Below are 12,401 nucleotides of genomic sequence, written 5' to 3'. Positions count from 1 at the left end.
CCACTTCCCAATGGAATCAGGTACTTGGCACGGCGGGCTACACAAGCTCCGCGGTCGTCAGCTCGCGCTTCACGTAGGCGTAGAAAATGGGTCCGGCAATCACACCGGGAATCCCGTACAGCGTTTCCATCACCAGCATCACGGTCAGCAGCTCCCACGCGGCGGCCTGTATACGCGCGCCGATGATGCGGGCGTTCAGGAAGTATTCGAGCTTGTGGATGACCACCAGGTACAGCAGCGACACGATGGCGATCGGCAGCGATACCGACAGCGAAGCGATCACGATGGCCGTGTTGGAGATCAGGTTGCCCAGCACGGGCAGCAACCCCGCAATGAACGTGATCGCCACCAGTGTTTTGGACAGCGGCAGGTGCTGGTTGAACAGCGGCAGCATCAGCAACAGGTAGATCGCCGTCAGGGCGGTGTTGATCGACGAGATCTGGATCTGGGCAAAGATGAACTGTGCGAACGATTGCTGGAGTGTGCGCGCCCGCGAGATCAGCGCGGCGGCCAGCGGCCGGCGATTGGGGCGCGAAATGGCGCGGTACAACGCCACCATTGCCCCGATGATCAGGCCCAGCAGGATATGGAGCAGCGTGCGCAGGATATCGGTACCGAGCCGCTGCGCCATCTGCGCATGTTCGCGCATGGCGGCCAGCAGCGTTGTGACCAGTTCCTCGGTTCCGCTGGGCAGATAGTCGCTGAGCCAGGTTGGCAACTGGGCGCGGGACTGGTCGATGATATCGGCCGCATGGTCCAGCAGGCGCTCGACCGTGGCGCTGTCCACGTTAAGGAAGTGCACCAGTGCCCAGATGCCACCGGTCAGCACCAGCAGGATGATGGCCGACAGGATGGCCACGGCCAGCGCGTCGCGCCGGGAATGGGTGAGCCGGGGCGCCAGCACGTCGACCAGCGAATACAGCAGCAGGCCCGACAGCAGCGCGGCTACCAGATTGGCATGCATGACCAGCAGCAATACGCCGGCAGTCAGCACGTACGACACCGTGACGACGTTGAACCGGCTGCGCGGGTTGGCGGGAGAAGGGGTTGCGGCGCCGCTTTCAGCGCGGTCTTCCTGGGGTTCCAGCTGCGTCATGTCTCGGCGGAGCACGTATGAATTTGAAATAGGTAGGCGGATTGTCGATGTGCCGCGTAACAATGGCAAGTCAGTGTTGGTGACTGGCCGGCGCGAAACTTGCGTCTTCGCCGTCGCCTATATTGAGCAGCAGGGCAGCCATCACGCCAGGAGACCGCATGGCCTTCACGCATACCGTCGGCACCCGCCGGCATGTCTTTGCCGACCTTCGCACGCTGCTGGCCAAAGCCAGCCCGGCGCGTTCGGGCGACGCGCTGGCCGGTATCGCCGCCGCCAGCGAGGAAGAGCGCATGGCGGCGCGCATGGCGCTGGCCGACATGCCGCTGGCCCGGTGCCTGACCGAAGCACTGGTGCCCTACGAGGAAGACGAGGTGACCCGGCTCATCGTCGACAGCCACGATGCGGCGGCGTTTGCCGAAATCTCCAGCCTGACCGTGGGCGATTTCCGCAACTGGCTGCTGCGGCACGAGACCGATACGGCGACGCTGGCGCGCGTGGCGCCCGGCATCACGCCCGAGATGGCGGCGGCCGTCAGCAAGCTGATGCGCAACCAGGATCTTGTCGCGGTTGCGCGCAAATGCCGCGTGGTCACGCGCTTTCGCAGCAGTATCGGCTTGCCTGGCCGGCTGGCCGTGCGGTTGCAGCCCAATCATCCGACCGACGACCCGCGCGGCATTGCGGCATCGATCGTCGATGGCCTGCTCTACGGCTGCGGCGATGCAACGATCGGCGTCAACCCGGCCAGCGACAATCTCGGCGTCATCGTCACGCTGCTGAAGCTGATCGACGATATCCGCGGCCGCTACGAGGTGCCCACGCAATCGTGCGTGCTGACACACGTGACCAACACGCTGCGGGTGATGGAGCAGGGGGCGCCGGTCGACCTCGTGTTCCAGTCGGTGGCCGGCAGCCAGGCCGCCAACGCGGCATTCGGCATCTCGCTGGCGTTGCTCGACGAGGCGCGGCAGGCGGCGTTGTCCCTGCGGCGCGGCACCGTGGGCCAGAATGTCATGTACTTCGAAACCGGCCAGGGCAGCGCGCTGTCCGCCAACGCCCATCATGGCGTGGACCAGCAGACGATGGAGGTGCGCGCCTACGCAGTGGCGCGCCGCTTCGAACCGTTGCTGGTCAATACGGTGGTTGGTTTCATCGGCCCCGAGTATCTCTACGACGGCAAGCAGATCATCCGGGCGGGGCTGGAAGACCATTTCTGCGGCAAGCTGCTCGGCGTGCCGATGGGCTGCGATGTCTGCTACACCAATCATGCCGAAGCGGATCAGGACGATATGGACACGCTGCTGACGCTGTTTGGCGTGGCGGGCATCAACTTCATCATGGGCGTGCCGGGGGCCGACGACATCATGCTGAACTACCAGAGCACGTCATTCCACGATGCGCTGTACCTGCGCGAGGTGCTGGGCCTGCGTCCCGCGCCCGAGTTCGAGGCATGGCTGCGTACGATGGGTATCCTCGACGGTACCGGCAGGCTGCTGGAACCCGGCGCGCGCCAGCCGCTGCTGGCGATGGCCGACTCGCTTTGACGCTGCCGGAGCTTGCCTGATGCCGACCCCTCCCGTGACTCCCGACAACACCACCGATCCCTGGCGGCGCCTGCGCCAGTTCACGCGCGCCCGCGTGGCCATTGGCCGGACCGGCCATGCCCAGACGACGGACACCGTGCTCGCATTCGGCATGGCGCATGCGCAGGCGCGCGATGCCGTGCATTTGCCGCTGGATACGCACGCGATCGACACCGACCTGCGGCAGACCGGCCTGCCCGTGCTGCACGTCCACAGCGCCGTGCGCGATCGGGAACAGTATCTGCGCCGGCCCGACCTGGGTCGCCGGCTCGACGAAGTTAGCGGCGCCACGCTGAAACCCGATGCGCAGCCCTATGACGTGGTGTTTGTGATTGCCGATGGCCTGTCCGCGCTCGCGGCCCAGCACCACGGCGTGCCGCTGCTGCAGGCCGTGCTGGCGCGGTTGCGGCAATGGCGCATCGGGCCGGTCGTCATCGCGGAACAGGCGCGCGTGGCGTTGGGCGACGATATCGGCGAACGGCTGCGCGCGCGCCAGGTGGTCATGCTGATCGGCGAGCGGCCCGGACTCAGTTCGCCGGACAGCCTTGGCATCTATCTGACCTACGACCCGCGCGTGGGGCGTACCGACGCGCAGCGCAACTGCATCTCCAATGTGCGGCCGGAAGGTTTGTCCTATGCGCAGGCGGCGGATCGGCTGGTGTTCCTGTTGCGTGGGGCGGTGGCGCTGGGAAGGTCCGGGGTGGACCTGAAAGACGACAGCGTCGCCATCGCGGCGACGCTGCCAGGGACGTGACAACTGCGTCCGGTGCTACGACATCATGAGGCGCGAGAACTTACCCCGCTGCGCATCTTCCATCAGCATCATGAACTGGTCGCGGTCCATGTGAACGAGTTCCAGATGGTCGCCGGCCTCGAACCAGACTTCGGGTTCTTCGAACAGGCTTTCGTCCACATAGGTCTGCATGCCATAGGACATGGCGCAGGGCGGGATGGCACCGAGATCGCAATCCTTGAATACTTCGCGGATTTCGTCTTCGTGCGCCAGCACGAGTTTGCGGCCCGTCATGTCGCAGATGGCGGAGAGCTGCAGGTGGTGATTCGAGGGAATCACGGCGGCCACATAGCCGCCTTCGTCTTCGAGCAACAACGTCTTGGCCAGACGATGACCCGGTACATGTGCAGCGTGCGCCGTGGCCATGCTGCTGAGGCTGTATGGGTGACGAATGATGTCGAACCGACTGTTCATACGGCTGAGCCGGCCAGCCAGTGTGCCTGCCATTGCCATGATCGTCTTCCTCCCCGCGCGGGGGCGCGGACTAGTCCTGAGTGTTCTCACTATAGGCACTGTCGGCGCGCATGCGAGGCCAGATTGCCTGTAGCTCGGTCTTGAGGAATGTCAGCAGGTAGCGCGTGGCCATCGTCTGGTAGCGGTTGGGCATGGTCAGCATGTAAAGCTTGCTGCCGAACACGCTGATGCGGTAGTCGGACAGCAACGGCACGAGCGCGCCGGCTTCCAGATCCTTGCCCACCGCATAGAGCGGAAAGATGCCGATGCCGAGGCCGCTGACCACCGCATCCTTCAGAAAGGCGAAGTTCTCGGAACTCAGCGTCGGTGCAAGCACTACCTGCTCGCGCTCGCTGGTGCCGTGGCGGATACCCGATGCCTTGAGCTTCTGCCCGATCGGCGACGCGCACACGATGGCATGCTCGCTCAGGCTGGCCAGCGCCGCCGGCGGTATCCGGCCGGCCAGATAGGACGGAGCGGCGCAGACGATCCAGTCGACGATGCCGATCTCCGTGGCAACGACGGAATCGGGTGGCGTCGAGATGATGCGCAGCGCGACTTCGACGTCCTCGGACACGAGGTTATGGATGCGGTTGTCGAAAACGACGTCGAGCGTGATGTCGGGATAGCGCTGCTTGAACTGCACCAGCAGCGGCGACAGCATGGCGTGCCCAAGGCCGGTTGGTACCGACAGCCGCACATGGCCCTGCAGGCTCTTGCCCATGCTGCTGATCAGCGCGTTGGCGGCGGCCACTTCGCCAAGGATGTTGCGGCCGTGCTCGTAAAGCCCCGCACCCACGGGTGTTGGTTCCACGTGGCGCGTGGTCCGGCGCAGCAGCTGCACGCCCAGTTCCTCTTCGAGCGCCTTGAGATGGTAGCTGACGTTGGCGCGCGTCATCTTCAGCTTGCGCGCGGCGGCGCTGAGGTTGCCCGCGTCGACGATATCGACGAACAGGCGCAGGGCGTTTAGGTCCATGAAGAGGCTGGCGCAGAAATGAAAAAGGGGCCCGAAGGCCCCTCAGTTTGCCATGACGGCATCGGTGCGCGGCTCAGTTCTCGTGATGCAGGTACTTTGCCTGGCGCGGCAGCCGCAGGCTGACCAGGAAGGCGATGATCATCATGCCGGTGACGTACCAGTAGAACGCGTTCTCGTGGCCGATCGACTTCAGGCCCAGCGCGACGTATTCGGCCGAGCCGCCGAACAGCGCGTTGGCGACGGCATAGGCCAGGCCCACACCCAGCGCGCGCACTTCGGGCGGGAACATCTCGGCCTTCACGATGCCGCTGATCGACGTGTAGAAGCTGACAATGGCCAGCGCGACGCAGATCAGCAGGCCGGCCATCTCGGGGCTGGAGACGGTCTTCAGCGCGGTCAGGATAGGCACGGTGGCAATGGCGCCCAGCGCGCCGAACAGCAGCATGTTGTTGCGGCGGCCAATGCGGTCCGACAGGGCGCCGAAGAACGGTTGCATGCACATGTAGAGGAACAGGCAGGCCGTCATCACATAGCTGGTGGTCTTGATCGGCAGCCCTGCCGTGTTGACCAGGAACTTCTGCATGTACGTGGTGAACGTGTAGAAGATCAGCGAGCCGCCGGCCGTATAGCCCAGCACGGTGAAGAATGCCGCCTTGTGGTGGCGGAAGATCGCGGCAACGCTGCCGGCTTCCTTGTTGTTGCGTTGCTGTGCCGTGGTGGTTTCATGCAGCGTGCGGCGCAGCATCAGGGCCACAACCGCGGTAATGGCGCCGACGACGAACGGGATGCGCCAGCCGTAGGCTTTCAGCTCGGCTTCGGTCAGCAGCTGTTCCAGGATCACCACCACCAGCACGGCCAGCAACTGGCCGCCGATCAGCGTCACGTATTGGAACGACGAGAAGAATCCGCGCCGGCCCTTGAGCGCCACTTCACTCATATAGGTGGCGGTGGTGCCATACTCGCCACCGACCGACAGGCCCTGCAGCAGACGCGCCGCCAGCAGCAGTGCCGGCGCCCAGTTGCCGATGGCGGCGTAGGTGGGCAGGCAGGCGATCAGCAGCGAGCCGAAGCACATCATGACCACGGAGATCAGCAGCGAATTCTTGCGGCCGTTGCGGTCGGCGATGCGGCCAAACAGCCAGCCGCCGATCGGACGCATTAGGAAGCCGGCCGCGAAAACGCCGGCCGTGTTCAGCAACTGCGCGGTGGGGTCGCCTTTCGGGAAGAACGCGGGCGCGAAATAGATCGCACAGAACGCGTAGATATAGAAGTCGAACCACTCCACGAGATTGCCTGACGACGCGGCGACGATGGCAAAGACGCGCTTTCTGGTTTCTTCGGGGGACGGTGCCGTACCGGTGACGGCCGAGGAGGCGATGTCTGTCATAGGACCTTCTGTTTGTGTTCTTGGCGGCGGGGGCGCCGCTGGATCGGGACGGGGAGAGCGAGGTGCGGCGGGGCCGGCCAGCCATGCCGGAGGGGGGCGTCGCACATCGGGACCCGTGTGCATGGCAGAGCGTAACCCGGAACCGCCGGCTACCCAAGAGGGGTAGCCTGCTTTGTTCCTATGTCTTTTTGCAAAAGCCTTGCCACCAACGACTTTGCGCCGCATTGTCTGGCTGGCTGGAAAGAGTTTTTACAATGCGCGCCCGAAGGGCGAGAGAATTTTCACTGGCCTGACCTCCGTCATCCAGCTAACTTGCGTGGACGATACGGCTGCGCAATCCTTGCCGCCGATTTTGAACGCCGCGCCTTTCAATTTCCTTGTCGATGTCATACGTGCGCTACCTGCCTTTCATGTTGATGCTGACACCTCTGCTATGGACGTCCGGGATGGTCCATGCCGAAGGTGAAACGAACCTTGCGCAGTGCCAGCGGATCAACCAGGCGCAGCTGCGCTCGGCATCCGAGGAAACGCTGCTGTTCCTGCGCTGCCGGGCACGACAGATTTCATACGACGCGCCGCGCCTGCGCGGCGTGACGCAGAAGTTCAAGGACGACCTCGTGTTCTCCTGCCTCGATCAGGCCGATGAGATCGAACATCGGTTGCGTGTGAGCTATGGCTATACGCGAGAGACGCTGGCGCAAAAGAAATGTGATCGATAAAACTCAATCGACGGGCGTGCCGGTGATTGTCAAATTTGATTGACGGTTCTGTACAAGTTGGCGTGGATTGTCAAAATCAATGGTCGGCGTACCATTGGCGGCCATTGTTGTTGTACCGACTCACCCGGAGACTGTCATGGCCCTCGACGCCGAATCCTTTTCCCTGCTGCGCGCTTCGGTGCAGCGATTTATCGATGACCGCCTGAAGCCGGCCGAAGATACGCTCGAGGAAATCGATGACGTGCCGGCCGACATCGTGGCCGACATGAAGGAGATGGGCCTGTTCGGCATCTCCATCCCGGAAAACTACGGTGGTATCGGCCTGTCGATGTCGCAGGAATGTGACGTGGTCTACGACCTTGGCCATACCGCGTTCGCGTTCCGTTCGGTTTTCGGGACCAACGTTGGCATCGGTTCGCAGGGCATCCTGATGGACGGCACCGAGGAGCAGAAGCAGACCTATCTGCCGAAGATCGCCAGCGGCGAGCTGGTCATCTCGTTTGCACTGACCGAGCCGAACGCCGGTTCGGATGCCGCCTCGCTGCAGACGCGCGCCGAACTGGATGGCGACCACTACGTCATCAACGGCACCAAGCGCTTCATCACCAATGCTCCGCGCGCCGGCGCTTTCACGCTGATGGCCCGTACGGGCGGCCAGGGCGCCTCTGGGATTTCGTCGTTCATTGTGCCGGCCGACACGCCGGGTATTTCGCTGGGCAAGCCGGACAAGAAGATGGGCCAGCGTGGCACCAAGACGTGCGACGTGGTGCTTGAAAACGTGCGCGTGCCGGCCGCGAACATTATCGGCGGCGTGCCGGGCGTGGGCTTCAAGACCGCCATGAAGGTGCTGGACCGTGGCCGCCTGCATATCTCGGCGTTGGCCTGCGGCATGGCGCATCGCCTGATTACCGATGCCGTGGCCTACGCCAAGGAACGCAAGCAATTCGGCAAGCCGATCGGTGACTTCCAGCTGATCCAGGGCATGCTGGCCGACAGCCAGGCAGAACTGTACGCAGGCCTGTCGATGGTGCGCGATTGCGCGCAGCGCTATGACGCCAAGCCGGCTGGCAAGAGCGATCCGGAAGTCAGCATGCTGGCTTCTTGCACCAAGATGTTCTGTACCGAGATGGTGGGCCGCGTGGCCGACCGCGCCGTGCAGATCCACGGCGGCGCCGGTTACATCGCCGAGTACAAGGCCGAGCGCTTCTACCGCGACGTGCGCCTGCTGCGCCTGTACGAAGGCACCACGCAGATCCAGCAACTGATCATCGCTAAGCAACTGCTGCGCGATTGAGGCCGGTAGCGGCTCGCAGTGAACTGGCCTGGCTGGCCTGACAGGGGATAGGAGACAGGATGAGCAAGATCCAGGTAACGGCCCCGCAAGGGGCAGTCGGGGCAGTCTCAGAGAAGGACGGCGCGGTGCACCGGCTGCGCGCCGTGGTGGCCACGTATCGCACCACGCTGCAGGCGTACACGCTGGTCGTGTCCGCCGACGAGCTGGTGGCCCTCTCGAACGGCCCCGAGCCTTCGCACTCGGCACGCGACTATCGTGCGCAAGCTCATCTGGATCGTCTGCACAATGCCGTCCGCGACTGCGGACTCGCATTGCCCAGCGCCATCGTGGTAGCAGTGGCGGGCGGTATCATGCGCTGCGAGTGCGATCACCTGTATTCGCTGGAACTGAACCCGCAGGCCGGCGACGGTCTCATCGTGCTTGATGGACATGATCGCCTGGCCGCGCTTGCCAATACGGGGCGCGGCCATATCAAGACCTTGGTCACCGCCGTGCTGTGTTCCAGCGCGATTCCGGAAGCCGAGCAGCCGGCCATCAGGACAGAAGCCGACTGCGCACTGATGCACGTGATGGCTGCGGCGCGTTGGGCAGGCGCCACGCGCGTCTGGCGCTAAATCTCCGCCGGACCAGTGATGGCGCTGGGCTTACGCCCAGACGCTATCGACATGGCGCAGCAGATGACCCGCCAGGATGTAGTCGCCAAGGCGCGATGCCTTGGCTTCGAGGTCCAGCAATTCCCGGTCGGCCAGCAGGCCGAGATCGAACTGGCAGTACAGATTGCGCTGCCGGAACGTGGTCTTGGGTTTGCGCAGTCCTTCCAGCAGGGCCTCGCGGGAGCGAACGGCGACACTCTCCTGCCCTCGGTATTGCACCCTGATGCCGCGCTTTTCGCCGAGCCGGCCGAGTTCGATGGCGTCCTGCCATCCGGTCTCGTAGTCCAGCTCAAGCGCCAGCGCATGCTCGGAGGTCAGAAGCCTGAGCGCTTCCGCCTTGCTGCCAGCTCGCACGATTGACATCCACACCTCAAGTCTCAACAAAATACTGTATAAATATACAGTGATCGACCGATTGCCTCAAGGCTTGCCTGCGTCGGTCGGGGTGGCGGCCGCAGTGGGGCCCGCTTCGCCCGTAACCGCCGCTGGCACCACCTGGGTCGCACCAAAATCCCCTGCAAACGCCTGCGTCAATGTGGCCGGGCCAAGATAGCGCCGGATGGCGGCGTTGACGGCATCCGGCGTGGCGGTGCGGATCGCCTCCTCGATGGCGGCCGTGTGTGCCATCGTCCTGCCGAGATATGCCTGGTTGGCCAGTGCCGCTGCCAGCGCGCCATCGCGGGTACGGCTCACCATGCCCGCCTGCAGCAGGCCGCTGGAGGCTTCGGCCAGTTCGCTGGCGGTAATGCCGTCGCGGATAAAGCGTGCCAGCTCTTCGTCGATCGCCTTGCGCAGGCGGGGCAGGCTTTTGGGCGAGTAGGCAGCCGACAGCCCGAATCGTCCGGCGCGGTCGAGCGCCCCAACGGAGAGCGAACTGGACACGCCATAGCTGATGCCGTCGAGCTGGCGCAGCCGGTCCGCCAGGCGGCTGCGCATGCCGGTGCCGCCGAATACGCGAGTCGCGATGAGCATCAGCGGATAGTCGGGCGAATCGCTGACCAGGTCGATCGGCTGCGAGCCCAGGTACACGGCGTTGGCCTTGCCGGGCGTATCGAGCGTGAACTCGGTGGCCGGGATCGTGACGAAAGGCCGGTCCACGCGCTCGAAAGGTATCTCCGCGCGCCAATCGTCAAACAGAAACTGGGCCTGCCTGATGGCGTCCCCGGCATCGAAATCGCCCACGATGGCCAGCTGCGCGTGCTCGGTGCCATAGAAGCGCGCGTGGAAATCTCGCAGATCCTTCACGGATACCGTCTTCAGTTCCGACACGCTTTCGTCAAACGTCGGCGTGTAGCGCGGATCGCCGGGCGGATACGGATTGCCGTGGCGCCCCAACGCATTGGGCGCCACCGCGCCTGGTTGTTTGCGCTGACTCTCGATGCCGGCGACGCTGCTCGCGCGCAAGGTCTCCAGTTCGTTGGCCGGGAACGTGGGCATACGCAGCACAGTCCGCAAGAGGGCCAGCAGATCGGGCAGATATTCGCGGCGGGTGTCGAAGCGGACGGTCAGCCGTTCGTCGCTGCCCGAGATCGAGACATTGGCTTTCAGGGCCTCGAGGCGGTCGGCAATCTGCTGCCGGCTAAACGCGCCGGCGCCGCGGTCGAGCATGGCCGCCGTCAGGGACCCGACGGCGGTCTTGCCCTGCAATGCCTGGACGTTGCCAAAGCGAAGGATCAGCGTGCCATTGACCGCGCCACCGCGCGTCGGCTTGGGCAACAGCGCAAGCTGCATGCCATTGGGCAAGGTCTGGCGTACGGTATGCGCGTCGATATTGGCAGGGCTCGGATCGAACGCCGCCACTGCCTGCGTGGCCGGTTTGCCGGTGTAGTTTTGCGTCAGTGCAGCCAGATCGGGTGCCGTGGGGATGGCGGCAAGCTGCGGCTTGTCGCCGGGTATGAATTCACCCACGGTGCGGTTGGCCGGCCGGAAGTAGTTCTCGGCCGCGCGCTGGACATTCGCCAGCGTGGTGGTCTCAACCCGGTCGCGGTTGATGAAGAACAGCCGCCAGTCGCCTTTCGCAATGGCACCAGACAGCGCGACGCCATAGGCCACCGGATCGTTCAGCGTTTTCTCATACGAATTGCGCAGCCGCACGCGGGCGCGCTCCAGTTCTTCCTCCGTCACGGGTTGGGTCGCGACGCCTTCCACCGTGGCGATCAGCGCATCGCGCACCGGCTCGATCGGCCGATCCTTGCTCGTGCCCGCGGCAAACTGGATGACGCCCGGGTCTTTCATCGACGTGAAGAACGAGCCTTGCCACGCCGCCTTGCGGGTGTCGACCAGGTTGCGTTCGAGCCGGCCCCCCGGCGTGTCGGCCAGGATGACCGAGAGCATGTCCAGCGCGGTGATATCGGGATGGGTGCCGGGCGCCACGTGATACATCGTCGAAACGATGCTGCTGTCACCGGGGCGCGTCAGCATCAGTTCGCGCGCGCCTTCCTGCGCGGGCTCGACGGTGTACTCGGTCGGCAGCACGCGCGTCGGGCGCGGAATCGATCCGAACGCCTGCTCGATGCGCGCGAGCGTACGGGCGGGATCGAACTGCCCGGTGACCACCAGCACGGCATTGTCGGGCTGGTAGTAGCGGCGATAGAACGCCTGCAGGTTATCGATGCCCACGCGCTCCACGTCGCTGCGTGCGCCGATGACCGCCTTCCCATAGTTGTGCCAGCGATAGGCGGCCGCGTACATCTGCTGCTGAAGCATGCGCATGGGATTGTTCTCACCAATCTCCATTTCGTTGCGCACTACCGTCATCTCACTGTCCAGGTCCTTGCGCGCGACGAAGCTGTTGACCATGCGGTCGGCCTCCATGCGCAAGGCCCAGTCGAGATTGTCCTCGCTGGCCGCGAAAGTCTCGAAGAAATTGGTACGGTCCTGGTTCGTGGTGCCGTTGTACTGCATGCCACGGCGCGCGAATTCGGTGGGTATCGTCTTGCCCGGCAGCGACGGCGTGCCTTTGAACAGCAAATGTTCGAGCAGGTGCGCCATGCCCGTTTCGCCGTAGTTCTCGTGACGGCTCCCCACCAGATAGGTCATGTTGACCGTGGTGGTGGGCTGCGCGTCGTCGGGCGCCAGCAGGATGCGCAAGCCGTTCGGCAGCCGGTATTCGGTGATGCCTTCGACAGTGGTGACGCGCGTGGCATGCGCCACGGGCGCGGCGGTCGGCGCGACGGGCGCCGCCGTCCGCGCGGCGTGCGCGGCGGGCGCGATCAGCCCGCACGCGATGGCGAGGGCGCCGGCCAGACTGGCCATGCCGGCAACGGAACGACGACGGTTCATGCAAACTCCGGATTCAGGCAAACCCCGCGGCCCGATACGCCGTGAGTGAGCAGATTCTAGCCGCAGGCGCGCACCATGCAACGAGTCCGACCGCACTTTCATAATCGGGTACAAAGTGGCTCGTCATCCATCCGAAACCGATCGAGGAGAATGTCCGATTCCAGCGCA

At 64.4% G+C, this 12,401-nt stretch carries 11 protein-coding genes; 5 read left to right on the top strand and 6 right to left on the bottom strand.

Translation table 11 applies throughout. The features are described 5' to 3' along the window. Positions 1-37: 37 nt before the first annotated feature. Positions 38-1,096 (bottom strand): AI-2E family transporter, encoded by a 1,059-nt coding sequence (locus AC3FLX_RS00235; RefSeq protein ID WP_488692995.1) that lies wholly within the window; start codon positions 1,094-1,096, stop codon positions 38-40. Positions 1,097-1,254: 158 nt separating this feature from the next. On the opposite strand from AC3FLX_RS00235, the gene AC3FLX_RS00230 reads away from it, so the two are divergent. Together AC3FLX_RS00230 and eutC are read left to right on the top strand one after the other, a co-directional pair. Then, positions 1,255-2,637 (top strand): ethanolamine ammonia-lyase subunit EutB, encoded by a 1,383-nt coding sequence (locus AC3FLX_RS00230; protein WP_488692994.1) that lies wholly within the window; start codon positions 1,255-1,257, stop codon positions 2,635-2,637. A gap of 19 nt (positions 2,638-2,656) precedes the next feature. After that, positions 2,657-3,430: an ethanolamine ammonia-lyase subunit EutC gene (gene eutC / locus AC3FLX_RS00225; protein WP_488692993.1), complete on the top strand. Its 774-nt coding sequence runs from the start codon at positions 2,657-2,659 to the stop codon at positions 3,428-3,430. A gap of 15 nt (positions 3,431-3,445) precedes the next feature. On the opposite strand, the gene AC3FLX_RS00220 is transcribed toward eutC, so the two are convergent. The 3 genes from AC3FLX_RS00220 to AC3FLX_RS00210 all read right to left on the bottom strand — a co-directional run bounded on the left by AC3FLX_RS00220 (position 3,446) and on the right by AC3FLX_RS00210 (position 6,285). Next, positions 3,446-3,922 carry an aminoacyl-tRNA deacylase gene (locus tag AC3FLX_RS00220; protein ID WP_488692992.1) on the bottom strand — a complete coding sequence of 159 codons (477 nt, stop codon included), beginning with the start codon at positions 3,920-3,922 and terminating at the stop codon, positions 3,446-3,448. 31 nt (positions 3,923-3,953) lie between these two features. Beyond that, on the bottom strand, positions 3,954-4,898 hold the full coding sequence (locus tag AC3FLX_RS00215; RefSeq protein WP_488692991.1) for a LysR family transcriptional regulator: 945 nt from the start codon (positions 4,896-4,898) through the stop codon (positions 3,954-3,956). Between the two features lie 73 nt (positions 4,899-4,971). Further along, positions 4,972-6,285: an MFS family transporter gene (locus AC3FLX_RS00210; RefSeq protein ID WP_488692990.1), complete on the bottom strand. Its 1,314-nt coding sequence runs from the start codon at positions 6,283-6,285 to the stop codon at positions 4,972-4,974. Positions 6,286-6,668: 383 nt separating this feature from the next. Between AC3FLX_RS00210 and AC3FLX_RS00205 the strand changes: the two genes are divergently transcribed. From AC3FLX_RS00205 to AC3FLX_RS00195, 3 genes are all read left to right on the top strand, one after another. Further along, on the top strand, positions 6,669-7,004 hold the full coding sequence (locus AC3FLX_RS00205) for a hypothetical protein (protein WP_488692989.1): 336 nt from the start codon (positions 6,669-6,671) through the stop codon (positions 7,002-7,004). A gap of 136 nt (positions 7,005-7,140) precedes the next feature. Next, positions 7,141-8,298: an acyl-CoA dehydrogenase family protein gene (locus AC3FLX_RS00200; protein ID WP_488692988.1), complete on the top strand. Its 1,158-nt coding sequence runs from the start codon at positions 7,141-7,143 to the stop codon at positions 8,296-8,298. A gap of 59 nt (positions 8,299-8,357) precedes the next feature. Further along, entirely contained in the window at positions 8,358-8,912 is a 555-nt protein-coding gene (locus AC3FLX_RS00195; protein WP_488692987.1) for a hypothetical protein, read from the top strand. 30 nt (positions 8,913-8,942) lie between these two features. On the opposite strand, the gene AC3FLX_RS00190 is transcribed toward AC3FLX_RS00195, so the two are convergent. Together AC3FLX_RS00190 and AC3FLX_RS00185 are read right to left on the bottom strand one after the other, a co-directional pair. Next, positions 8,943-9,314, bottom strand: coding sequence for a PHA-granule associated protein 4 (locus AC3FLX_RS00190; RefSeq protein ID WP_488692986.1), 372 nt, complete (start codon positions 9,312-9,314; stop codon positions 8,943-8,945). A gap of 57 nt (positions 9,315-9,371) precedes the next feature. Then, positions 9,372-12,233, bottom strand: a complete 2,862-nt coding sequence (locus tag AC3FLX_RS00185) for a M16 family metallopeptidase (protein WP_488692985.1) — start codon at positions 12,231-12,233, stop codon at positions 9,372-9,374. Positions 12,234-12,401 lie beyond the last annotated feature (168 nt).

Source organism: Cupriavidus sp. 291-E7, from assembly GCF_057798835.1.
Note: the sequence above shows the minus strand (reverse complement) of the source record. Positions and strands in the feature narration are given on the sequence as shown.